Raw genomic sequence first — 23,834 nt, forward strand, 5'->3', positions numbered from 1 at the left:
TGGGGAGAAGAGATATGAAAAGATGCGATGTCGGAGGTCAAGCAGTTATTGAAGGTGTCATGATGAGAGGTACCAGAGGTTTAGCTACAGCTGTTAGAACTTCAAGAGGAAATATAGAAATAAAGATGGATAAAACAGAATCAATAACTAAAAAATATAAATTTTTAAATATTCCTTTTTTAAGAGGTTTTTTTGTATTAATTGATTCATTAAAAGTTGGAATGAATTCATTAAATTACTCTGCATCGTTTTTTGATGAAGATGAGGAACCTTCAAAATTTGAAAAATGGATTAATAAAAAATTAGGAGATAAATCAAATGATTTAATCATGGCTATGACTTTAATATTTTCATTTATGATATCTATAGCTCTTTTTGTATTATTGCCAACTAGTATAGCAGCTTTGTTTAAAAATTTTACTATATCTAATGTTTTGTTAAATTTTATAGAAGCTATTATTAGAATAATTATACTTATAGGCTATATGTTTATTATAAGTAAATTAGACGATATATATAGAGTTCTAGAATATCATGGAGCAGAGCATAAAACTATATTTTGTTATGAACATGAGGATAAGTTAACTGTGGAAAATGTTAAAAAGTGTAGTAGATTTCATCCTAGATGTGGAACAAATTTTTTATTTTTAATAATGTTTGTTAGTATAATTGTATTTTCTTTTACAGGATGGGGAAGTATCACCGAAAGATTGATATTAAGAATTGTATTAATACCTGTAATTACAGGTATTACTTATGAATTGATAAAATGGTTAGGAAAGAATAACAATTCTTTGGCAAAAGCAATTGCATGGCCAGGATTAAAATTACAATACTTAACTACAAAGGAGCCAGATGATTCTCAGATAGAAGTTGCAATTGCATCACTTAAAGCAGCGGAAGGTATTGAAGATGATGAATAATAAAAATATAGGTGAGTTATTAAATGTAGGAACTGCTATTTTGAAGGAATGTGGAATTAGTACTTCAAGATTAGATGCAGAATTATTATTAGGTAAAGTATTAAATAAAGAAAAGATATATTTAATAACGCATAGAGAAGAAAAAATAGATGAAACAAATGAAAAAATATATATGGAACTTGTTAATAAGAGAAAAGAAAAAATGCCAGTTAAATATATATTAAATGAATGTGAATTTATGAATATGAATTTTTATGTAGAACCAGGAGTACTTATTCCAAGAGCAGATACAGAAATATTGGTTGAGGAAGTTTTAAAATATATAGATGAAAATAATAGCAAAAATATATGTGATTTATGCTGTGGTTCAGGTGTCATAGGAGTAGCTTTAGCTAATTTAAGAAAAGATATTAATGTAGATTTAATTGATTATTATGAAAGTCCAGAAAAAGTTACATTAATTAATATAGAAAAATTTAATGTTTCAGATAGAGCAAGTTTTATAAAGAGTGACCTACTGAATAAAAGCATAAATGAAGCAAAGATATATGATATTATAGTTTCTAATCCCCCATATATAGAAGAATGCGAAATAAATGATTTAATGGAAGATGTTAAAAATTATGAACCACACACAGCTTTGAGTGGTGGAAAAGATGGATTAGATTTTTATAAAAGAATAATAAATGAAAGTATAAGTGTTTTAAATAAAAGCGGAATATTAGCATTTGAAATAGGTTATAATCAAGGTACTGATGTAAAAGGATTAATGGAAGAAAAGAATTTTATTGAAGTAAAAATAATAAAAGATTTAGCAGGATTAGATAGAGTAGTACTAGGAAAATATTATAAATAAGAACTTAAATGTAAAATTATTATAAATTTATTTTTATATAAGAGGGTATAATAAATTTAATTAACTAAAGAATACATTCTATATATACCTGATTATTGATTAAGAGTTTAAAAATATGCTATAATACTAAGTGGTCTTGAATTTAAGGAAATAATATTTCATTTAATAAGACCATATTTAACGAAATTTTTGAAGTGAAATTAAAATATATTATTAAAAATATTTTATATATGATATGTGTAAAAATGAATTACGGAGTGATTAAATGTTATTAGATAAATTAGCCTTTATAGAAAATAAGTATGATGAACTATCAGTTAAAATTAGTGATCCATCAATTATGCAAAATCAAAATGAATGGAGAAAATTATGCAAAGAACAATCTGACCTAGAAATCATTGTTAATGCATATAAAGAATACAAACAAGTAATTGAAGATTTAGAAGTTAATAAAGATATGCTAAACGAAGAAAGCGATAAAGAAATGAAAGAAATGCTTAATGAAGAAATATCATCTTTATCTCAAAGAGAAGTAGAATTAGAAAAAGAAATTCAAATATTATTACTTCCTAAAGATCCAAATGACGATAAGAACGTTTTTGTTGAAATAAGAGGTGGAGCAGGTGGAGAAGAAGCTGCTTTATTTGCATACAATTTATTTAGAATGTATACAAGATACGCTGAAAGACAAAGATGGTCTACAGAAATAATGAGTTTAAATGAAACTGATATTGGTGGTTTTAAAGAAGTTGTCTTTATGATTAAAGGAAATGGAGCATACTCAAAATTAAAGTATGAAAGTGGAGTACATAGAGTTCAAAGAGTTCCAGATACAGAATCTAGTGGAAGAATACATACTTCAACTGTAACAGTAGCAGTATTACCAGAAGTTGATGATGTTGAAATAGAAATAGCAGACAAAGATGTTAGAATAGATGTATTTAGAGCTTCTGGTCATGGTGGACAATGCGTTAATACTACAGACTCAGCTGTAAGAATAACACATTTACCTAGTGGTCTTGTTGTATCATGTCAAGATGAAAAATCTCAATTAAAAAACAAAGAAAAAGCTATGAAAGTTCTTAGATCAAGATTATTTGAAAAAGCAGAACAAGAAAGAGCAGATGGAATAGCTGCAGATAGAAAGAGCCAAGTAGGAACTGGTGATAGAAGTGAAAGAATAAGAACATATAACTATCCACAAGGAAGAATTACTGACCATAGAATAGGATTAACATTATATAAATTAGATTCATTCTTAGATGGGGATGTTCAAGAAATGATAAATGCATTAATAACTGCAGATCAAGCAGAAAAAATGCAAAAAATGGGAAATAGTGAAATGTAAGACATTGCTTTAAATGTCAGACATTATTTAATAGCCTTACATTTTAGAATGTGAGGCTTTTAAATAATAGGGGGTGATGTTATAGATATTTATACTGCTATAAAGAAAGAAAAATCATCTTTAAAAAGATTTATAATATTTATGATAATATTAGCAACTACACTACCGGCAGTTTTATTAATAACTAATCTTTTAAATGTATTTTATTTAATATATTTAACCTTTATTGAATTTTTAATAGTAATTTCTATACTTATTAAATTAAATGGATATAAGGTAGAATACAGATGTAATAATAATCGTCTAACGTTTAAAACAGGAATATTAACAACAACATCGTTAATATTATGTGACAAAGTTGTTTTAGTACATACTAATAAATCGGATTATGATATGGAAATAATTATTATTACAAGTGTCTCATTTAAAAATAGTCTATTGAGAACTGTAGATGCTAATTTTCTTAAAAGACATCCTAAAATAAAAAAGGAATATGATAAGATACAGGAGAAAAATCCAAATAAAACCTATTATTTTCAAATAGTAAGAAAAGGCGGATTAAAGAAGTATTTATTATTAGACTGCATATATAGAAATTGTGTTAAAGCTATATATACTGATTATAGTATACAAAATATAAAGATTGCACGAGGACAAACAATAGTTTAAAGAAAGAAGGCACATATTTTGAATACCAATATTATAAAAATTAATAATATTATTGATGATGAAGAAAAAATGAAAGAAGCAGCACAAATAATAAAAAATGGTGGCATAGTTGCTTTTCCAACAGAAACTGTATATGGATTAGGTTCTGATGCGTTAAATGAAGATGCTGTTAAAAAAATTTTTATAGCTAAAGGAAGACCTCAAGATAATCCTTTAATTGTTCATGTTGCATCAAAAAATATAGAAAATTTAGTTGAAGATATACCAGAAATAGCTCAAAAATTAATAGACAAATATTGGCCAGGTCCATTAACATTAATTTTAAAGAAGAAGTCTATAATTCCTAATATGACTAGTGCAAATTTAGATACTATAGGAATAAGAATGCCTAATAATGAAATAGCATTAAAATTAATAGAGATGTCTAATACGGTTATTGCAGCACCATCTGCTAATATAAGTGGAAGACCTAGCCCGACAGATGTAGAAAGATGCATAGAAGATTTGTCAGGTAGAGTAGACTGTATAGTCGGTGGAAATAAAAGTGATATAGGATTAGAATCAACAATATTAGATTGTACAGTTAATCCACCATTAGTATTAAGACCAGGTGGAATAACTTTAGAAATGTTAAAACAGATAGATAATAAAATAGAAATAGATGGAGCTATAATGAAAAAGAGTACTGGTGATTTAAAACCAAAAGCACCAGGAATGAAATATAGACACTATGCACCTAAAGCTAAAGTTAAGATAATTTCAGGTGAAAGAAAAAAAACTATTGAAAAAATGAAAGAAATGGTAGATTATTATATAGATAATAATAAAAAGGTGTGTATACTTACAATACAAGAAAATGAAAAAGAATATAATAAAGGAATCAAAGTAGTACTAGGCAGTAGAGAAAATTTACTTATGGTTGCACAAAATTTATTTGAATCATTAAGAAAATGCGATGATTTAGGTGCAGATGTAATATTAGCAGAGGCTTATGAAGAAAAAGGTGTAGGAATAGCTATTATGAATAGACTAAATAAAGCCGCTGGATTTGATATTATAGAAGTATAATTTTACAAGAATATATAAATAAGATTTTGATTATTGCTTAAAATAAGAGGAAGATAAAGTTTAATAATCTGCTTTTTCTTCTTTTTTTATGAATAGATATATTATAGTATGGAGGTTTTGATTATGAAATTAGCAATCGGATGCGATCATGGTGGATTTGAATTAAAACAAGAAATTATAAAATTTCTAGAAAGTGAAGGACATGAAGTTAAAGATTTTGGTACACATTCAACAGAATCTTGCGATTATCCAGATATAGCATTACCAGTAGCAGAAGCTGTTGTAGCTAAGGAATTCGAACTTGGAATATTAGTTTGTGGTACAGGAATAGGTATAGGAATTGCTGCTAATAAGGTTGCAGGTATAAGAGCTGCATTATGTTCAGATACTTTTAGTGCACATGCAACAAGACAACATAATAATGCAAATATATTAACATTAGGTCAAAGGGTTGTTGGAACTGGTCTTGCTTTAGACATAGTAAAAACTTTTATATCATCTAAGTTTGAAGGTGATAGACATCAAAAGAGAATAGATAAGATTAGTGAAATAGAAGCTAAACACAGTAAATAATATTAAATTTAATATATTTAAACATTTAATTTTGGAGGGATAAATATGAGTAAAGTAATTGAAGTTAATCATCCATTAGTGCTACATAAGCTTTCGATGGTAAGAAGTAAGGATACAGGATCAAAGGATTTTAAGGAATTAGTAAAAGAAATCTCAATGTTACTAACTTATGAAGCAACAAGAGATATAAATATGGATGAAGTAGAAATTGAGACTCCTGTTTGTAAAACAAAATGTAGAGTTGTTTCTGGAAAGAAAATGGCTATAGTGCCTATTTTAAGAGCAGGTCTTGGAATGGTTGATGGTGTTCTTAGTTTAATACCAGCTGCTAAAATCGGTCATATAGGATTATATAGAGATGAAGAAACATTACAACCAGTAGAATATTTTTGTAAGCTTCCAAAAGATATAGAAGAAAGAGATGTTATAGTTGTAGATCCAATGCTTGCTACAGGTGGTTCAGCAGCAGATGCATTAACTATGTTAAAAGAAAAAGGGGCTAAGAATTTAAAACTAATGTGTTTAATTTCAGCTCCAGAAGGAATAGAATTAGTACAACAAAAACATCCTGATGTAGATATATATGTAGCTTCTGTAGATGAAAAATTAAATGAAAAAGGTTATATAGTTCCTGGATTAGGCGATGCCGGAGACAGATTATTCGGAACTAAATAATATTTTATATTATTACAAAAGGAGTATCTTAAATAAAAATTTTAAAGATACTCCTTTTAAATTTATCTGTTATAATTAACATAAATAATGTTATTTTTAGGAGAATTAAAAATGGAAAGAACAATCAAAGAGAATTATTATTTAGATATTGCTGAAACTGTATTGGAAAGAGGTACATGCCTAAGAAGAAATTATGGCTCAATAATAGTTAAAAATGATGAAATAATATCAACAGGATATACCGGAGCTCCAAGAGGAAGAAAGAACTGTATAGATATTAATAGTTGCATAAGAGAAAAATTACAAGTCCCTAGAGGAACACATTATGAACTTTGTAGAAGTGTACATAGTGAAGCTAATGCTATAATTAGTGCATCACGAAGAGATATGATTGGAGCAACATTATATCTAGTAGGAAGAGATGTTAAGACAAGAGCATATGTGGAAAATGCTAATTCTTGTTCTATGTGTAAAAGACTTATAATTAATGCCGGAATTTCTTATGTTGTTATAAGAAAGGATAAAGAAGATTACATTAAAATAGATGTAGAAGATTGGGTAAAAAATGATGATTCATTAAACATAAATGAGGACTTTGGTTATTAAAAAATTATATAGATTAAATTTAGAATATATACAAACATAATGCAAAAAATATTAACAAGAATTAATAGATTTTTATATATAAAAAATAAGTATGTAAGATCTATTATCGCAGATTGGAGGAAATACTATGAGTAAAAAGAAAGTTATAACTATATTTGGAACGAGACCTGAAGCAATAAAAATGGCTCCATTAGTTCAAGAGCTAAAAAAAAGAGAAGAAATAGAATCTAAGGTGTGCGTTACAGCTCAACACAGAGAAATGTTGGATCAAGTTTTAGAGTTATTTAATATAAAACCAGACTTTGATTTAAATATAATGAAAACAAGACAAACTTTAACTGGAATAACAAATAAAGTATTAGAGGGATTAGAAGAAATATTTGAACAAGAAAAGCCGGATATGATATTAGTACATGGAGATACTACAACAACTTTTGCAGGAGCATTAGCAGCATTTTATAAGCAAATAAAAGTTGGTCATGTAGAAGCTGGACTTAGAACGTTTAATAAATATTTCCCATTTCCTGAAGAAATGAATAGAAGGCTAACAGGAAACTTGTCTGATTTACATTTTGCACCGACAAAAAGTTCTAAAGAGAATTTATTAAAAGAGGGTGTTTCAGAAGATATTATTTATATAACTGGAAACACTGTTATAGATGCTATGAAGTATACAGTAGAGGAAAATTATGAATTTGAAAATGATGAATTAAAGAAAATAGATTTTAATAAAAAAGTTATAATGGTAACGGCTCATAGAAGAGAAAATTGGGGTGAAGGAATAAATAATATTTGTGATTCATTAAAGCAAATCGTTTTAAATAATGAAGATGTTGAATTAGTATATTTAGTTCATTTGAATCCAATTGTTAAAGATGTAGTGTTTGAAAAATTAGGCAATTTAGACAGAGTTCATTTATTACCACCATTAGATACTAAAGAAACTCATAATTTAATGAATAAATCATATTTAGTTATGACTGATTCAGGTGGATTACAAGAAGAAGCACCACATTTAGGAAAACCAGTATTAGTATTAAGAGATGTTACAGAAAGACCAGAAGCAGTACAATATGGAACAGTTAAACTAGTTGGTACTGATGTAGAAAAAATAGTTAGTGAAGCAAATAAATTATTAAATGATGTTGATGCATATAGTAGTATGAGTAAAGCAGTAAATCCATACGGAGATGGTGTTGCTTCAATTAGAATAGTAGATTCTATATTGAGATATTTTGAGTTAAGTGAAAAAGAAGTTGAAGAATTTAAAATATAAATATAAACTTTGTCTAAAATTTAACAATAAAGTCTTGATTAATAAAAAAAATAAATGTATAATTATGTTATGTTAATAATTTAACGATAAGGATATTAAACATATATAATTTTTAGGAGGATTTACACATGAAAGAAGTAGTTATTGTAAGTGCAGTAAGAACAGCTCTTGGAAGCTTTGGTGGATCATTAAAAACTGTTCCAGCAGTAGAATTAGGAGCAACTGTAATTAAAGAAGCTGTAAACAGAGCTGGTATTAAACCAGAAGCTGTTGAAGAAGTTATAATGGGTAATGTTATACAAGCTGGTTTAGGACAAAATCCAGCTAGACAATCATCTGTTAAAGCAGGATTACCAGTAGAAATTCCATCAATGACAATCAACAAAGTTTGTGGTTCAGGATTAAGAGCAGTTAGTTTAGCAGCTCAAATGATAAAAGCAGGAGATGCTGATGTTATAGTTGCTGGTGGTATGGAAAACATGTCAGCAGCACCATATGTATTACCAGGTGCTAGATGGGGCCAAAGAATGGGCGACGCTAAAATGACAGATACTATGATAAAAGATGGATTATGGGATGCATTTAACAACTATCATATGGGTGTTACTGCTGAAAATATCGCAAAACAATGGGGATTAACTAGAGAAGAACAAGATGCTTTCTCAGCTTCATCTCAACAAAAAGCTCAAAAAGCAATTGAAACTGGAAGATTTAAAGATGAAATAGTTCCAGTTATGATTCCACAAAGAAAGGGAGAACCAAAAGTATTTGATACTGATGAATTCCCAAGATTTGGAACAACTAAAGAATCTTTAGCTAAATTAAAACCAGCCTTCATTAAAGAAGGAACAGTAACAGCAGGTAATGCTTCAGGAATAAATGATGGAGCAGCAGCTTTCGTTGTTATGAGTGCTGAAAAAGCAGCAGAATTAGGAGTTAAGCCATTAGCTAAAATACTTTCTTACGGATCAAAAGGATTAGATCCATCTATAATGGGATATGGACCATTCCATGCAACTAAGAAAGCTTTAGAAGAAGCTAACTTAACAATAGATGATATGGATTTAATCGAAGCTAATGAAGCTTTTGCAGCTCAAAGTTTAGCAGTTGCTAGAGATTTAAAATTCGATATGGAAAAAGTTAATGTTAACGGAGGAGCTATCGCATTAGGACATCCAGTTGGAGCATCTGGTGGTAGAATTCTTGTTACATTACTTCATGAAATGGAAAAAAGAGATGCTAAAAAAGGTTTAGCAACACTTTGTATAGGTGGAGGAATGGGAACTGCTCTTATAGTTGAAAGACTATAATTAGTAGTACTAATTACTCTTAAGAAAATTGCTATGATTATTAATCATAGCAATTTTTTTATTCTTTAGGAATTTATATTATTAAAGAATTTGTGGATAACTTTTAGAATACCGTTTTTTAAAGTTTAAAAGGTTTATAAAATCTAGGTTAAGGTAAATGTTTAGTTGAAAATTGAGACTGGAAAGTTAAATGAAAGGTTCTTAATAAGTATTTTAAAGCATATTATCTTAGAAAGATTAAGGATTTTAATCATAATTTTAAAATTCTAGTTATTAATTTTTAATTAAATTAATAAATAAGATTTAAAGATTGTAATTTACAAATAAAAAGTTAATTTATAAGTGTAGTTTTTTTTATACAGTAATAATAAATTATTATAATTTATTATAATAAAAGGTAATAAAATTACATAACATAAATATAATAGTTATGAATGAATTCCTACAAATTTCAAATTTTGCTCTATTTAATGGTATATGTAATAAGAATATATGCAAGATGTAAAGAACAATATTGAATTAAATAATTATAAATACTACTTAATAAAGTGATTATAAGCCTGTAACTGGGTTTATCAATGAATATTAAAAAAAAAATTGAATAAAGCAAATTTTTTATATTCATTAGTACAAAAACAAAAACGACAACGTTTTACAAAATTACAAAAAAATCCAACAAAAAAATTGAATAAAGTTTAATAAAACTTGTATATTCATGTAAAATAACATCAGAAAACGATACCATAAAAAAAAAGAAAATATTCAAAAAAATGAATATTCTGATAATTGCAAGAACTGATGCTGATTATTTTATTTTTAAAGATAATCTGATTAAATGAGAAATTTACCTGCATATACCAAAGGAAATAGAAGATAAACACATATTACGAGAATAAAAAGCAATTTATTACTATAAATAGTATTTTATTAAACATTGATATGGTTATATAATATCTCATATTGAAGTCAAGAGGAGAGAGTTATGAATAGAGAGCCGATTAAACTTCTTAAAGATATGATTAAATTAGATTTAAGGGGTGGACTTTTAGTATCTTTAATTATAAGTATCCTTTTTTCTTTTAAGGATGCAAGTATATATTTAGCAGGTATTATAGTATCTTTAATTAACTTTACGATAAATGTGTATATTACCAGAAGTTTTTTAGGATATAGTAATAAAAATAAATACATAACTATGAGTGTACCATTAAAAATAGGTATTGTAATTTTAGCATCATTACCTTTTATAAAAAATGTAGAATACATTTCTTGTTATATGTGTGGCTTTATCTCACATTATGTATTTTTAACATTTAACTGTATAAACAGTAAGAAAGGAAGTGTTTAAAGTGGAACCCAGTAAGGTTGTATTTTCCTTTAAAATTGGAGATTTCCCAGTAGATATTATTCCAGAAGTAATAGTTCAATGGATAATAATTCTAGCTGTAGCAATAACGGCATATTTACTAACAAGGAATTTAAAACAAAAGCCAGATAAGAAACAAGCTGCATTAGAAAAGTTTTATGAAACAGTAACTTCACTTGTTAGTAATACTATGGGAGAAAGTTATGTAGGGTTTGTACCCTATGTAGGTACATTGATAATTTACTTACTATTATTAAATTTTACAGGATTAGTTGGTATAAAACCGCCAACACAAAACTTAAGTGTAACTGTTGGTCTTGCAATTACAACATTTGTAGTTATTAATTTTACTGCAATTAAGAGAAATGGCTTAGGCAAATATTTAAAAGGTTTTGGACATCCATTTATAGGTATGTTACCTATAAATATTATGGAAAGAGTTATGTTACCTGTATCTTTAGCACTCAGACTTTTTGGTAACATGTTAGCAGCGACAATTTTAGTTGATTTAGTATACAAAGCATTAGGACATATAGGCATGGTAGCTCAAATTGGTTTACCAATAATAGTCCATGGATATTTTGATTTGTTTGATGGAACAATCCAAATGCTAGTATTTACTATGTTAACTATAATTAATATTAAAACAACAGCAGAACATTAGTGAAAAATTATTTATTTTAAGGAGGAATTACGATGGATTTAGCAGTTATCGGAGCAGGTATTGCTGTATTAACAGGATTAGGGGCAGGTATTGGAATTGGTATAGCTACAGGAAGGGCTACAGAAGCAATTGCAAGACAACCAGAAGCAGCAAGTAAAATTCAAACTGCATTAATCATAGGAGCTGGACTTGCAGAAGCAACAGCTATTTATGGATTAATAATTGCATTTATGATATTAACAAAATAATATTTATGAGTTGATTATATTGACTCCGAAGGGAGGATATAGATAAGGATATGGAAACTAATTATTCAGTAATTTTGATGACAATAATTAACTTTTGTATTCTAGTTGCTATTTTAAAGCATTTTTTCTGGGACAAAATAAAAGGTATAATTAATGAAAGACAAGATTTTGTTGATGAACAATTATTAAAAGTTGATGAAGACTCAGAAAAAGCAAGAATGTATCTACTAGAAAATCAAAGAATATTGCAATCAGCTAAAGAAGAAGGTAAAAAAATTACCGAAAATCAAAAAGTAAAAGCTAATAAAGTATATGATGAAATAGTAGAAGATGCTAATGAAGAAGCTAAATCTTTATTAGAAAGAGCTAAAACTGATATACAACGTGAAAAAGAAAAAGCTGAGTATGAAATAAAAAAACAAGCAGTAGATTTAGCTATAGAACTTTCAATTAAGGCTTTAGAAGAAAACATAGATGAAAGTAAACATAGAGAACTTATAAGCGATTTTATTACTAAGGTAGGTATGTAGCTATGTATGAATACTTAGATAGGCGATATGCATTAGCACTTTACCAAGTTGCTGAAAAAAAAGGAAAAGTGGATGAATACTTACAAGATTTAAGAGAAATTTGTGAGATTATTGAAAATAATCATGAATTTCATGAAGTAATAAAACATCCTCAAATAAGTACAAAGAAAAAAAAGAAAACATTTATTAGTATTTTTAAAAACAAGATTGATGAAGAGTTACTTTCTTTTCTTCTTATATTAATTGAAAAAGATAGAATACTTTATCTTAGAGAAAAATTAAATGAGATGGAAAAGATAGATCTTGAAAGAAAAAATACATTAAAAGGTATTATAAAAACAGCTATACCACTTTTATCAAATGAACTTGATAACTTAAGAAATATTTTTCAAAAGAAATATGATAAAAATATTTTATTTGAAACTGAAGTAGATCGTAATTTATTAGGTGGAGTTTATGTAAGAGTTGGTAATGATGTAATAGATGATACTGTCAAATCTAAAATAGAAGAAATGAAAGATTTAATGCTTAAACAGAAATAGAGGTGAATCCATGAATATTAAGCCAGAAGAAATAACTTCTATTATCAAAAAAGAGATAGAAAAATATGAAAAACAAATAAAAACAGTAGATTCTGGTACTATAATTCAAGTCGGAGATGGAGTTTCAAGAGTTTATGGATTAGATAACTGTATGGAAGGCGAATTACTAGAATTTCCAAATGATGTATATGGAATGGCTTTAAATCTAGAACAAGACAATGTCGGATGTGTTCTTTTAGGAAATGAAGAAGGTATAAAAGAAGGAGATATTGTTAAAGGTTCAGGAAAAATAGTTGAAGTTCCAGTAGGTGAAGCGTTAATAGGTAGAGTTGTTAATTCATTAGGTGAAGAACTTGATGGAAAAGGCCCAATAAACACAAATCAAACTAGACCTATAGAAGTTAAAGCACCTAGCATCATAGATAGAAGTTCTGTTAATGAACCATTACAAACAGGAATTAAAGCTATTGACTCAATGATACCAATAGGTAAAGGTCAAAGAGAACTTATAATAGGCGATAGACAAACAGGAAAAACAGCACTTGTTATAGATACTATATTAAATCAAAAAGGAAAAGATGTAATATGTATTTATGTAGCTATTGGACAAAAACAATCTACAGTTGCACATATAGTTAATACATTAACTGAAATGGGTGCTATGGATTATAGTATAATAGTAAGTTCAACAGCAGCAGATTCTGCTCCATTACAATATCTTGCTCCATATGCAGGATGTAGTATTGGTGAATACTTCATGAATCAAGGAAAAGATGTATTGATAGTTTATGATGATTTATCTAAGCACGCAGTAGCTTATAGAACAATGTCATTACTTCTTAGAAGACCGCCAGGCAGAGAAGCTTATCCAGGAGATGTTTTCTATATTCATTCAAGATTGCTTGAAAGAGCAGCTAAATTATCAGATGAAAAAGGTGGAGGATCACTAACAGCTCTTCCTATAATAGAAACTCTAGCTGGAGACATAACAGCATATATACCAACAAATGTTATATCAATTACAGATGGTCAAATATTCTTAGAATCTGATTTATTCAATTCTGGACAAAGACCTGCTGTTAATGCTGGTATATCAGTATCAAGAGTTGGTGGTAATGCTCAAATTAAAGCAATGAAGCAAGTAACAGGTACATTAAGACTAGAACTTGCACAATATAGAGAATTAGCAGCATTTGCTCAATTTGGATCAGATTTAGATAAAGATTCTAAAAAGAGACTTGAAAAAGGTAAGAGATTGGTAGAAATATTAAAACAAGATCAGTACAAACCTTTAGAAGTTGAAAAACAAATTGTTATATTATATACAGCAGTTAATGATTTCTTATCTGATATAAAAGTAGAACATATAAAGAAATTTGAAAAAGAATTGTTAGAATATGTAGATACTCATTATAGAGAATTAGGAAAACAAATTGCTGAAGAAAAAGTTTTAACAGATGAAATAAAAGCTAAATTAGAAGTAGCGATAGTTGAGTTTAAAAAGATATTTTTACAAGAAGCATAGCTTAGTTTTAAGCTATGCCCTTCTTTAGGAGGTAGAAAGTATGGGTTCAGCTGGACTTATAGAAATTAAACGAAGAATAAAGTCAGTAGAAAGTACAAGAAAAATAACTAATGCTATGGGACTTGTTGCCACTTCTAAGTTAAGAAAAACTAGAAAAGAATTATTGACAAATAAAAAGTTTTTTGAAGAAACTAAAAAAATTATAGAAAAGCTTGCATCAACTATTTCAGGAGATGATGATAATATTTATTTTAAATCTAACAAAAGTAAGTATAAATTATACATTTTAGTATCATCAGATACAGGCTTATGTGGTAGTTATAATAACACTGTAGTATCTTACTTAGATAGTTTAATTAGAGATGAAAAAGAAAACATAAAAGTAATTACTGTTGGAAGTAAAGGCTTAAGTTATATAAAAAGAATAGGTCTTGATACAGTAGCCGATTATGTTGATATACCAGATATACCAACAGTAAAGGAAGTTAAAATTGTTTTTGAAAATGCTCTTAAAATGTATAAAGATGGAGAAGTTTCAGAAATTAATGTTGCATACTTAGATTTTGTTTCTCCAGTAAAACAAGAACCAAAAGCAGAAAAACTTTTACCAATAGAAAAAATTACTAGTGTATCAGAAGAATTTATAACTGAACCTAATAATGAAGAAGTTTTAATTAATGCATTAAATATTCATTTAAAAGGTAAGTTTAGAAATATTTTATTAAGTGCTAAATGTAGTGAACAAAGTTCAAGAATGACAGCAATGGACGGAGCTACTCAAAATGCAAATGATATATTAGATAATTTAAATCTAAAATACAACAGAATAAGACAACAAATTATTACCCAAGAAATATCAGAAATAGTTGGAGGAGCAGAAGCTCAAAAATAGTAAGGAGGTATTTTTATGCCTGGTAAAATTGGAAAAGTAGTTCAAGTAATTGGACCAGTAGTTGATATAAAGTTTGATTCAGATTCTCTTCCAAATTTATACAATGCAATTAGTATCGATATGGGAGAAAGAACGCTAATTGCTGAAGTTGAGCAACATGTTGGTGATGATATAGTAAGAACAATTGCTATGGAAGCAACTGAAGGATTAAAAAGAGGAATGGATGCAATTGATACGGAAAAAGCTATTTCTGTACCAGTAGGAGAAGCTGTATTAGGAAGACTTTTTAATGTATTAGGAAAGCCTATTGACAATGCAGGAGATGTAGATGCTGAAGAGATTTATCAAATTCATAGACCAGCACCAAGCTTTAAAGATCAAGCCGTTGAACCAGAAATGTTTGAAACAGGTATCAAGGTTATAGATTTGCTTGCACCATATCAAAGAGGTGGAAAAATAGGTCTTTTTGGTGGAGCCGGAGTTGGAAAAACAGTATTAATTCAAGAATTAATAAACAATATAGCTAAAGAACATGGTGGATTATCAGTATTTACTGGAGTTGGAGAAAGATCAAGAGAAGGTAATGATCTTTACCATGAAATGAAAGATTCAGGCGTTATAAATAAAACAGCCTTAGTATTTGGTCAAATGAATGAGCCACCTGGTGCTAGAATGAGAGTTGCATTAACAGGTTTAACTATGGCTGAATATTTTAGAGATAAAGGTCAAGATGTATTATTATTTATAGATAACATATTTAGATTTACTCAAGCTGGATCAGAAGTTTCAGCATTACTTGGAAGAATACCATCAGCTGTTGGTTATCAACCAACATTAGCAACTGAAATGGGTGCACTTCAAGAAAGAATTACATCAACTAAGAGTGGTTCTATAACATCTGTTCAAGCAGTTTATGTTCCTGCTGATGACTTAACAGACCCAGCACCAGCAACAACATTCTCACATCTAGATGCAACAACAGTTCTATCAAGAAGTATAGTTGAATTAGGAATATATCCAGCAGTAGATCCACTAGAATCTTCATCTAGAATATTAGATCCTAGAATTGTTGGTGAAGAACATTATAATGTGGCTACAAAAATTAAGAACATACTTGAAAGATATAAGGAATTACAAGATATCATAGCTATATTAGGTGTAGATGAATTATCTGATGAAGATAAGGCAGTAGTTTCTAGAGCAAGAAAAGTACAAAGATTTTTATCACAACCATTTACAGTAGGTGAACAATTTACAGGAATGCCTGGAAAATATGTTTCTGTAAAAGAAACAATAAGAGGGTTTAAAGAAATTTTAGAAGGTAAATATGATGATTTACCAGAATCAGCATTCTTATTCATTGGTTCAGTTGATGAAGCTGTACAAAAAGCTAAAAGTTTAGCATAGGGAGATGATTAGTATGGCTGATACCTTTTTATTAAAGATTGTTACCCCTGATAAAGACGTATTTAATGGTAATATAAAAAGAATATTTTTAAGAAATAGTATAGGAAGATTAGAGATATTAGCAAATCATGCTAATATGGTAACAAGTACGATATCATCTATTGTAGAATTTACAGATGCTGAAGGAAAAGATAAAAAGCTATTTGTTTCTAAAGGAATCGCAAGTATGTTTAATAATGAAATGACAATTTTTAGTGATTCTGCTGAATTTTCTGACGATATTGATTTAAATAGAGCAGAAAAAGCAAAAGAAAGAGCTGAAAAAAGATTACTTGAAGGAAATAAATACGATAAAGAAAGAGCAGAATTAGCATTATTAAAATCTATTGAGAGAATAAACTTAAAAAAAATGAATTAAAAAGCTTGAGAGGAATATCCTCTTAAGCTTTTTTTTAGCTTTTATTTGGCACAAATTAGCGAAAAATTTATATATTGATATTATAAACTTAACTAAATAAATGGAATAAAAAATTAAATAGCTGTTCATAATTAAAAAATGAATAGGGGGTATAAATATGAAGTTTAAATATAGTTTATTTTTGCTCATATTATTTTTATTTTTTAATATGGCAGCTATTTCAGCTAAGGACATTAATAGTGAATCTTTTTATACTTTAGAAAATAGCATAGTTAATGAAAGTTATTTTGAAGAAAACGGATTAAAAGTACAATTTAAAACTAAAAAAAATATTAATGTAGAACAAATATTTTTAAAAAAATATTTAATTAATGAATTAAAAGGAAAATATACTAAAGCTGATGATAGAAGTTTTGATGTTTCTAATGAAAATATTAAAGCTTGTGTTAATTTGTGGGAAAAAGATAGCTACACATATGTTGAAGTAACTTTAATAAATACAAATTCTAAATATGATACAAAACATTTAGAGGAATTAGTAGAGAACATAAAAAAAACCAACGTGGAAGATGTGCAAATATTTTTATATTATAAAGGAAGAATAGATAATGATAAATCATTAAATGATTTTAGTGAATTAATATCTCTTGTGAATTTAAATATGTTGAGTATTAGCAATGGTTATACAGGAACTGGGATTTCAAAATTAGGTGAAAAGATGAATTTTGCACTAGTTAGCTATAATGACAAATCTTATATAATTATTGGAACACCTATAATATTTACAACATACTAGTACAACCAAAATAAATATACAATTTATTTTGGTTGTTTAACAATTAATTATGGAGGATAATATGGAAAAAATAATAGTTAAAGGTGTAAAAAAACTAGAAGGTGAAGTTGATATAAGTTGTGCTAAAAACTCAGTTTTACCTATAATTGCAGCTACTATATTATGTCCAGAAGATATTACTATAAACAACACACCTATGTTGGAAGATGTAGAAGTTATTTGTCAATTGTTATCTCAATTAAATTGTAATATTAGTTTTTCAAAAATAAATAATAAATTAAAAATTAATACTAAAAATTTAAATCCTGTTGATGCTAATACTGATCTTATTAGAAAAATGAGAGCATCATTTTTGATAATGGGTCCTATGCTATCAAGATTTGGATATTGTAAATTATCACTACCTGGTGGATGTAATATTGGAAGTAGACCTATAGATTTACATCTAAAAGGATTCAAAGCTCTTGGGGCTGATATTAATATTGGTCATGGCTTTGTTGAAGTTAAAGCTAAAAATTTAGTGGGAAATAGAATATATTTAGACTTTCCATCAGTAGGTGCAACTGAAAACATTTTAACAGCATCAATATTAGCAAATGGAACAACGATAATAGAAAATGCAGCAGAAGAACCTGAAATCGAAGATTTAGCAAGATTTTTAAATAGTATGGGAGCTAATATAGAAGGTGCAGGAAGAGGAAAGATAACTATACATGGAGTAAAAGAATTAAAAGGAATAAGTTATACCCCTATATACGATAGAATTGAAGCAGGAACATTTATGATAGCAGCAGGAATAACAAATAGTATTATAAAAATTAATGGAGTAAATGAAGATCACTTAAGGCCTGTCATAGAAAAACTAAAAGAATGTGGAATTGAATTTAATAGATTAAAGAATGATTCAATTATAGTAGATGGTACAGGAGAAAAAAGACCAGTTGATATAAAAACATTACCATATCCAGGCTTTCCAACTGATATGCAAGCTCAAATGATGAGTTTATTATGTTTAACTAAAGGAACAAGTATTATAACTGAAACTATATTTGAAAATAGATTTATGCATGTTACAGAATTATTAAGAATGGGAGCTAATATAAAAATTGATGGAAGAACTGCTATAATTGATGGTGCACCTAAGCTAACTGGAGCTAAAGTAAAAGCAACAGATTTAAGAGCAGGAGCAGCAATGATATTAGCAGGATTAGCTGCAGAAGGAGAAACAGAAATAGGAGATATATATCATATAGATAGAGGATATGTTAATGTAGAAGAAAAATTTAGGAAGCTTGGTGCTGAAATCTATAGAATAGATGTATAAATAAAGGGTGAGAGTAAATTCTTACCCTTTAAAATTATATTTTATTTTATATATTTAATGGCTTAACATAATTCTTGATTTTGAGCATATATTTAGATGTAGGGTATGGGAGGAAAGAGTTATGAGGAGTAACAAATTTAATAAAGACATAAAGTTAATAATACTAATAACATTAATAATACTTATAATATTAATATTATCTCCAATAGTTTTTTTAAATTCTGATTTTAACATATTTAAACCATTTGAAATTAATAACAGTGTAGTGAAAGAAACATATAAAATAGAGCTGCCTAAAAATAAAAAGGTTAAATTATATAGAAAAGATAAAGACAAGCTTGATGAAATAGATATAGAAGAATATATTATTGGAGTAGTGGCAAGTGAAATGCCAGCTAATTTTGATGAAGATGCATTAAAAGCACAAGCTGTAGCTGCAAGAACTTATTATATAAACAAACTCAACAATCCTTGTAAAGAAGCCAGCGAGAGTGAAGGTGAAATATGTGATACGACTCATTGTCAAGTATATATGGACAAGAATGAGAGAATGAAAAAGTGGAGTGAAAAAGATGGTAATAAAAATTGGGATAAGATAAAAAAAGCAGTTAAAGATACAGAAGGCCAAGTACTTGTTTATGATGGAAAAGTGTTGGAATATCCACAATTTTTTGCAATTAGTTCAGGAAAAACAGAAAGTGCTAAAGATGTATTTTCAAATGATATACCATATTTAAAATCTACAGATAGTACAGGTGAAGAAATTGCTCCTAAATACAAAAGCTTTATAGAAGTTAATTTAGATGATTTCATAGATAAAATAAATAAAAATTATTCTAATTTAAATTTATCAAAAAATAATATAGGTTCTAGTATGAATATAGATTCATATACAGAGGGTGGAGCAGTAAAAGAATTAAAGATAGGTGATCAAATTATAAAGGGAACTGAATTTAGAAAATTATTTAATTTAAATTCCACAAATTTTAATTGGACAATAAAAGATAATATTATAAAAATATATTGTACTGGATATGGTCATGGAGTTGGAATGAGTCAGTGGGGGGCTAATGCTATGGCTAAAGATGGTAAAAAATATAATGAAATATTAACTCATTATTATGATGGGGTTGAAATAAAAAATATAACTTATAAATAATTTGAATTTATTGGAAAAATATAAATTCAAAATTAAATTATAAGAAAACAAGCTATATTATTAAAAATAAATAATATGGCTTGTTTTTTTATTTTTTAATTTATATATAAAAAAACAGTATTAGTGTATTAATTTCTACAAAAGGGAAATAATGAAAAAAGGAGGTGTTAATATGGACAAAAATTTTAAAGGAAAGTTTAGAGACTTATTAAGAAAGGAGAGCTTTTATATTGCTTTATTTCTATGCCTTTGCGTTATGGCTGCTGTAGGAACTGTTTCTTATAAAAGAATAAGTAACCAACATGAAGTTGCAAAGGTTCAACAACCAGAAAAAGAGCTAACTTTAAATATTAATGATAAAAGCGTTACAAATGAAATTCCAAATGCGGAGAGAGTAGAGAATACTGCAAAAGATGAACCTAAGGTAAATAAAGAAACTGCTTCTAAGGAAACTGCTAAAAGTGTTGCTTCAACAACAGTTAACTTATCAAATCCAATAGAGGGAAAAATAAGTAGAGGATATACTTATCCAGCACCAGTAAAAGTAGAAGATAATTTATACAGAACTATAAGAGGTGTAAATATAAGTTCTAAAATTGGAACAGAAGTTAAAGCAGCTGCAGATGGAATTGTTGATGTTGTAGAAAATGCAGGCGTTGAAGAGGGTACAGTAGTAGAAATTAAACATGCCAATGGATTAAAGACAAGGTATGGAAATCTTGATAAAAATGTTTCTGTAAAAGCTGGAGATAAAGTTACAGCCAATCAAGTAATCGCTAAGATTGGAGATACAGCTAAATTATATGATAAAGAAACATTTGGTGAATATTTGAATTTACAAGTAATTAATCCAAATGGAGAACAAGTAAATCCAGAAAAATATATTAAACTTAAATAAAAGTTTAAGGAAAAAATTCTTACTAAATGAATAACTCAATAATTATTATTGAGTTATTCTTAAAATATTATTTTAAGGAGGTTGTATAGTTTGAAGGATTATATAGAGGAAAGAGTGTTAGAAGTTGCTAAATATATTATAGATTCAAAAGCCACAATAAGAAAGACTGCAAAAGTTTTTGGGGTTAGTAAAAGTACTATTCACAAAGACATGACAGAAAGATTGCCTAAAATAAATCCTATAATAGCAGAAGAAACCCATACAATATTAGAATTAAATAAAGCTGAACGTCATATTAGAGGTGGAAAAGCTACAAAAATGAAGTATAAAGCTATTGAACGATAAACATAATAGGTTTATAATATAGAATTAGTAGAAAAATGTTATTAATGGTAAGAATATGCGATTTAGGAGTGAATGATGAATGTGGTTTTGGAGAACTGGGACAGACCTTGGAATTGATTTAGGTACAGCTACTGTGCTAGTTTATGTAAAAGGCAAAGGTGTAATATTAAAAGAACCATCTGTAGTAGCCATAAATAAAAATAATAATAAATTATTGGCTGTGGGTGAAGAAGCAAGAAGAATGATAGGTCGTACGCCTGGAAATATAGTTGCTGTTCGTCCATTGAGAGATGGGGTTATTTCAAATTATGATATAACAGAAAGAATGTTAAAAGAATTTATAAGAAAAGCGTGCGGAAAGAGAAATATTACAGCGCCTAAGGTTATGGTCTGTGTACCTTCTCAAGCTACAGAAGTTGAAAAAAGAGCTGTTATTGATGCAGCAAGAAATTCTGGAGCGAAAACAGTTCATTTAATTGAAGAACCATTGGCAGCAGCAATTGGTGCAGGCATTGATATAACAAAGCCTAATGGAAACATGGTTATAGATATAGGTGGAGGAACTTGTGATATAGCTGTTATTTCATTAGGTGGAATAGTTGAGAGATCTTCAATTAAGATTGCAGGAGACAAATTTACTGAAGCAATCATAAAATATGTAAGAAATAAATACAAAATAATGATTGGAGAAAAAACGGCTGAAGATTTAAAAATAGGTATAGGTTCAGCGTTTAAAGGTTCTAGAAGTTTAACTGCTAAGATGAAGGGAAGAAACCTAGTAACAGGATTGCCAGATGAGTTAGAAATAGGCACAGAAGAAATTAGAGAAGCATTAGAAGAATCTGTTGAATCTATAGTTGATGTAGTTAAGACAGTCTTAGAAAGAACTCCACCTGAATTAGCTGCAGATATAATAGAAAAAGGCATATTAATGACTGGTGGCGGTGCATTATTATATGGGCTTGATAAGCTCATAGAGTTTAGAACTGGTGTGGAAGTAACTATAGCTGAAAATGCTATTGAGTGCGTTGCTGAAGGAACAGGAGCAGTTTTAGGACAATTAGATAAGTTAGACAATGAATTAAATTCTCAAGAAATAGTTCTTATTGAATAAAAAGAATAAAATCATCCCAAAACTTTTAAGTTTTGGGATGATTTTATTTTTTTAGATTATATGCATCGATTAAAGCTTTTGATATTAATTTAGCCATGTCCATAACTAAAGAAAGTCTTATACTGTAAGAAGAAAATACTTCTGAATTATTAACAGTATCAACTATACCGATTATTGAAGCTATACCAACTTCAGGTAACTCTTTACCAACACCTTTTCCGGGATGTATAGCATAATCTCTAGTATGAATTTCTCCAATAGCATCTTTATTACCAAGGCATGCATCTACTCCTATTATTGGAGAATCAGGATGTTTTTCGTATATTTCTTCTAGTCGATCATCTATGTTTAAAGCGTGTATAGGACTTGAAAGTGTACCGTATACAGGTAATTCAAATGAGCTATCTTTTAAAATTGAGCCTACTAAAGGACCTAAACAATCACCAATACATTTATCAGTACCGATACAGACTATTATTGTTTTATTATTAAGATAATCTTTAATTGCTTCAGATATCTCAAAACAAGCATCTGTTGATTTATAATTTACTTTGTGTTTAGTCAAATGCAATACCCTCCCCTCTTAACATATATATATGATGGGATTTAATAAAAAATGTGGTTTAAAGTATAAAAAAAAACAAAGTGGAAAATATTAGAATGAGAGGTGAGCAATAATGAAGAGGATTTTAACTATCATATTTATGACTTTTGCATTATTAATGAATATTTACTTAATATTTTATTGGCAGCCTAAAGATGCTAAAGCAATAATTACTAGCAATAATGATAGTGTAAGTGTAATGTCATATTCAAGATCTATGTATACAGTTAATAAAAACACTGTAATGACGATATTATCTGAAGATGATAAAAAGGATTTAACAAGAATAGTATATAAATTATCAACAAGTGATATAGGAAAAGTTGAAGAAGCATTTAATTTAGAAGATGAAAATGAAGGGTTGATGAGAGCTTTTAAAGTTTTTCAAACAAGATTATCAACACAGGATTATATAAAGTTAAGAGGAATTTTTTCTAAATTTATAGATATAGAAGTATTAGATTTAAATTTGAAAAAATAATTAAAGTTATATACTAAACAGAAGTATTATAAAGTAAAATAAAGTAATATAAATATAATTTAAGTACATGAGTATATATAAGACTTGAAATATAATTGGATTGAATATATACTAGTCATTGTTGATTGGCAACAACGCAACAAAACAAAAAAAGAATATTTTGGAGGAATTCCCGAGTGGCCAAAGGGGGCAGACTGTAAATCTGTTACGTTACGTT

25 protein-coding genes and 1 pseudogene are annotated in these 23,834 nt (G+C 28.1%); 25 read left to right on the plus strand and 1 reads right to left on the minus strand.

Annotation, left to right across the window (positions count from 1 at the left end; genetic code table 11):
• Positions 1-14: 14 nt before the first annotated feature.
• From prmC to NG901_RS15120, 24 genes and pseudogenes are all read left to right on the plus strand, one after another.
• Positions 15-1,779, plus strand: a pseudogene (prmC, locus tag NG901_RS15005) (peptide chain release factor N(5)-glutamine methyltransferase).
• Between the two features lie 265 nt (positions 1,780-2,044).
• Positions 2,045-3,127 (plus strand): peptide chain release factor 1, encoded by a 1,083-nt coding sequence (prfA, locus tag NG901_RS15010; RefSeq protein ID WP_252216321.1) that lies wholly within the window; start codon positions 2,045-2,047, stop codon positions 3,125-3,127.
• An 81-nt stretch (positions 3,128-3,208) separates the two neighbouring features.
• Positions 3,209-3,796 (plus strand): hypothetical protein, encoded by a 588-nt coding sequence (locus NG901_RS15015; RefSeq protein ID WP_252216388.1) that lies wholly within the window; start codon positions 3,209-3,211, stop codon positions 3,794-3,796.
• Between the two features lie 18 nt (positions 3,797-3,814).
• Positions 3,815-4,864 carry an L-threonylcarbamoyladenylate synthase gene (locus tag NG901_RS15020; protein ID WP_252216324.1) on the plus strand — a complete coding sequence of 350 codons (1,050 nt, stop codon included), beginning with the start codon at positions 3,815-3,817 and terminating at the stop codon, positions 4,862-4,864.
• A gap of 123 nt (positions 4,865-4,987) precedes the next feature.
• The gene (gene rpiB / locus NG901_RS15025) at positions 4,988-5,437 is read left to right on the plus strand and encodes a ribose 5-phosphate isomerase B (RefSeq protein WP_252216325.1); all 450 of its coding nucleotides are present in this window, start codon (positions 4,988-4,990) and stop codon (positions 5,435-5,437) included.
• A 45-nt stretch (positions 5,438-5,482) separates the two neighbouring features.
• Complete coding sequence (gene upp, locus NG901_RS15030) at positions 5,483-6,112, plus strand: uracil phosphoribosyltransferase (RefSeq protein WP_252216329.1); 630 nt, start codon at positions 5,483-5,485, stop codon at positions 6,110-6,112.
• A gap of 111 nt (positions 6,113-6,223) precedes the next feature.
• A complete protein-coding gene (locus tag NG901_RS15035) occupies positions 6,224-6,718 on the plus strand; it encodes a dCMP deaminase family protein (RefSeq protein ID WP_252216331.1) in 495 nt (164 codons plus the stop codon).
• 127 nt (positions 6,719-6,845) lie between these two features.
• Positions 6,846-7,994 (plus strand): non-hydrolyzing UDP-N-acetylglucosamine 2-epimerase, encoded by a 1,149-nt coding sequence (gene wecB / locus NG901_RS15040; RefSeq protein ID WP_252216334.1) that lies wholly within the window; start codon positions 6,846-6,848, stop codon positions 7,992-7,994.
• 128 nt (positions 7,995-8,122) lie between these two features.
• Positions 8,123-9,304 (plus strand): acetyl-CoA C-acetyltransferase, encoded by a 1,182-nt coding sequence (locus NG901_RS15045; protein WP_252216336.1) that lies wholly within the window; start codon positions 8,123-8,125, stop codon positions 9,302-9,304.
• Positions 9,305-10,286: 982 nt separating this feature from the next.
• Positions 10,287-10,652, plus strand: coding sequence for a hypothetical protein (locus NG901_RS15050; protein WP_252216340.1), 366 nt, complete (start codon positions 10,287-10,289; stop codon positions 10,650-10,652).
• A 1-nt stretch (position 10,653) separates the two neighbouring features.
• Positions 10,654-11,334: a F0F1 ATP synthase subunit A gene (locus NG901_RS15055; RefSeq protein ID WP_252216342.1), complete on the plus strand. Its 681-nt coding sequence runs from the start codon at positions 10,654-10,656 to the stop codon at positions 11,332-11,334.
• A 32-nt stretch (positions 11,335-11,366) separates the two neighbouring features.
• Positions 11,367-11,582 carry an ATP synthase F0 subunit C gene (atpE, locus tag NG901_RS15060; RefSeq protein WP_017353571.1) on the plus strand — a complete coding sequence of 72 codons (216 nt, stop codon included), beginning with the start codon at positions 11,367-11,369 and terminating at the stop codon, positions 11,580-11,582.
• A 50-nt stretch (positions 11,583-11,632) separates the two neighbouring features.
• A complete protein-coding gene (locus NG901_RS15065; protein WP_252216345.1) occupies positions 11,633-12,112 on the plus strand; it encodes a F0F1 ATP synthase subunit B in 480 nt (159 codons plus the stop codon).
• A gap of 2 nt (positions 12,113-12,114) precedes the next feature.
• Complete coding sequence (locus NG901_RS15070; RefSeq protein WP_252216347.1) at positions 12,115-12,654, plus strand: F0F1 ATP synthase subunit delta; 540 nt, start codon at positions 12,115-12,117, stop codon at positions 12,652-12,654.
• A gap of 10 nt (positions 12,655-12,664) precedes the next feature.
• The gene (gene atpA, locus NG901_RS15075; RefSeq protein WP_252216350.1) at positions 12,665-14,179 is read left to right on the plus strand and encodes a F0F1 ATP synthase subunit alpha; all 1,515 of its coding nucleotides are present in this window, start codon (positions 12,665-12,667) and stop codon (positions 14,177-14,179) included.
• Between the two features lie 40 nt (positions 14,180-14,219).
• A complete protein-coding gene (gene atpG / locus NG901_RS15080) occupies positions 14,220-15,071 on the plus strand; it encodes an ATP synthase F1 subunit gamma (RefSeq protein ID WP_252216353.1) in 852 nt (283 codons plus the stop codon).
• Positions 15,072-15,086: 15 nt separating this feature from the next.
• Positions 15,087-16,478 (plus strand): F0F1 ATP synthase subunit beta, encoded by a 1,392-nt coding sequence (gene atpD / locus NG901_RS15085; protein ID WP_252216356.1) that lies wholly within the window; start codon positions 15,087-15,089, stop codon positions 16,476-16,478.
• 13 nt (positions 16,479-16,491) lie between these two features.
• Entirely contained in the window at positions 16,492-16,896 is a 405-nt protein-coding gene (gene atpC / locus NG901_RS15090; RefSeq protein ID WP_252216357.1) for an ATP synthase F1 subunit epsilon, read from the plus strand.
• Between the two features lie 157 nt (positions 16,897-17,053).
• On the plus strand, positions 17,054-17,692 hold the full coding sequence (locus tag NG901_RS15095) for a YwmB family TATA-box binding protein (RefSeq protein WP_252216358.1): 639 nt from the start codon (positions 17,054-17,056) through the stop codon (positions 17,690-17,692).
• Between the two features lie 61 nt (positions 17,693-17,753).
• The gene (gene murA, locus NG901_RS15100; protein ID WP_252216359.1) at positions 17,754-19,016 is read left to right on the plus strand and encodes a UDP-N-acetylglucosamine 1-carboxyvinyltransferase; all 1,263 of its coding nucleotides are present in this window, start codon (positions 17,754-17,756) and stop codon (positions 19,014-19,016) included.
• Between the two features lie 121 nt (positions 19,017-19,137).
• Positions 19,138-20,175 carry a stage II sporulation protein D gene (gene spoIID, locus NG901_RS15105; protein WP_252216367.1) on the plus strand — a complete coding sequence of 346 codons (1,038 nt, stop codon included), beginning with the start codon at positions 19,138-19,140 and terminating at the stop codon, positions 20,173-20,175.
• Between the two features lie 172 nt (positions 20,176-20,347).
• Positions 20,348-21,073 (plus strand): M23 family metallopeptidase, encoded by a 726-nt coding sequence (locus NG901_RS15110; protein ID WP_252216370.1) that lies wholly within the window; start codon positions 20,348-20,350, stop codon positions 21,071-21,073.
• 90 nt (positions 21,074-21,163) lie between these two features.
• Positions 21,164-21,418 carry a sporulation transcriptional regulator SpoIIID gene (gene spoIIID, locus NG901_RS15115; RefSeq protein ID WP_012423010.1) on the plus strand — a complete coding sequence of 85 codons (255 nt, stop codon included), beginning with the start codon at positions 21,164-21,166 and terminating at the stop codon, positions 21,416-21,418.
• A 79-nt stretch (positions 21,419-21,497) separates the two neighbouring features.
• Complete coding sequence (locus NG901_RS15120) at positions 21,498-22,532, plus strand: rod shape-determining protein (protein ID WP_252216373.1); 1,035 nt, start codon at positions 21,498-21,500, stop codon at positions 22,530-22,532.
• 43 nt (positions 22,533-22,575) lie between these two features.
• On the opposite strand, the gene yyaC is transcribed toward NG901_RS15120, so the two are convergent.
• Positions 22,576-23,097: a spore protease YyaC gene (gene yyaC, locus NG901_RS15125; protein ID WP_252216376.1), complete on the minus strand. Its 522-nt coding sequence runs from the start codon at positions 23,095-23,097 to the stop codon at positions 22,576-22,578.
• Between the two features lie 112 nt (positions 23,098-23,209).
• Here yyaC and NG901_RS15130 point away from each other — a divergent pair, with 112 nt between their 5' ends.
• A complete protein-coding gene (locus tag NG901_RS15130; protein ID WP_252216379.1) occupies positions 23,210-23,617 on the plus strand; it encodes a hypothetical protein in 408 nt (135 codons plus the stop codon).
• Positions 23,618-23,834 lie beyond the last annotated feature (217 nt).

Origin of the sequence: Clostridium sp. CMCC3677, assembly GCF_023845585.1 — a bacterium.
GTDB classification, from domain to species: domain Bacteria; phylum Bacillota; class Clostridia; order Clostridiales; family Clostridiaceae; genus Clostridium; species Clostridium aquiflavi.

Coding starts and splice junctions, on each gene's coding strand:
- prfA (WP_252216321.1), top strand. CDS start 2,045: ATGTTATTAGATAAATTAGCCTTTATAGAAAATAAGTATGATGAACTA.
- rpiB (WP_252216325.1), top strand. CDS start 4,988: ATGAAATTAGCAATCGGATGCGATCATGGTGGATTTGAATTAAAACAA.
- upp (WP_252216329.1), top strand. CDS start 5,483: ATGAGTAAAGTAATTGAAGTTAATCATCCATTAGTGCTACATAAGCTT.
- NG901_RS15035 (WP_252216331.1), top strand. CDS start 6,224: ATGGAAAGAACAATCAAAGAGAATTATTATTTAGATATTGCTGAAACT.
- wecB (WP_252216334.1), top strand. CDS start 6,846: ATGAGTAAAAAGAAAGTTATAACTATATTTGGAACGAGACCTGAAGCA.
- NG901_RS15045 (WP_252216336.1), top strand. CDS start 8,123: ATGAAAGAAGTAGTTATTGTAAGTGCAGTAAGAACAGCTCTTGGAAGC.
- NG901_RS15050 (WP_252216340.1), top strand. CDS start 10,287: ATGAATAGAGAGCCGATTAAACTTCTTAAAGATATGATTAAATTAGAT.
- atpE (WP_017353571.1), top strand. CDS start 11,367: ATGGATTTAGCAGTTATCGGAGCAGGTATTGCTGTATTAACAGGATTA.
- NG901_RS15065 (WP_252216345.1), top strand. CDS start 11,633: ATGGAAACTAATTATTCAGTAATTTTGATGACAATAATTAACTTTTGT.
- NG901_RS15070 (WP_252216347.1), top strand. CDS start 12,115: ATGTATGAATACTTAGATAGGCGATATGCATTAGCACTTTACCAAGTT.
- atpA (WP_252216350.1), top strand. CDS start 12,665: ATGAATATTAAGCCAGAAGAAATAACTTCTATTATCAAAAAAGAGATA.
- atpG (WP_252216353.1), top strand. CDS start 14,220: ATGGGTTCAGCTGGACTTATAGAAATTAAACGAAGAATAAAGTCAGTA.
- atpD (WP_252216356.1), top strand. CDS start 15,087: ATGCCTGGTAAAATTGGAAAAGTAGTTCAAGTAATTGGACCAGTAGTT.
- atpC (WP_252216357.1), top strand. CDS start 16,492: ATGGCTGATACCTTTTTATTAAAGATTGTTACCCCTGATAAAGACGTA.
- NG901_RS15095 (WP_252216358.1), top strand. CDS start 17,054: ATGAAGTTTAAATATAGTTTATTTTTGCTCATATTATTTTTATTTTTT.
- murA (WP_252216359.1), top strand. CDS start 17,754: ATGGAAAAAATAATAGTTAAAGGTGTAAAAAAACTAGAAGGTGAAGTT.
- spoIID (WP_252216367.1), top strand. CDS start 19,138: ATGAGGAGTAACAAATTTAATAAAGACATAAAGTTAATAATACTAATA.
- NG901_RS15110 (WP_252216370.1), top strand. CDS start 20,348: ATGGACAAAAATTTTAAAGGAAAGTTTAGAGACTTATTAAGAAAGGAG.
- NG901_RS15120 (WP_252216373.1), top strand. CDS start 21,498: ATGTGGTTTTGGAGAACTGGGACAGACCTTGGAATTGATTTAGGTACA.
- NG901_RS15130 (WP_252216379.1), top strand. CDS start 23,210: ATGAAGAGGATTTTAACTATCATATTTATGACTTTTGCATTATTAATG.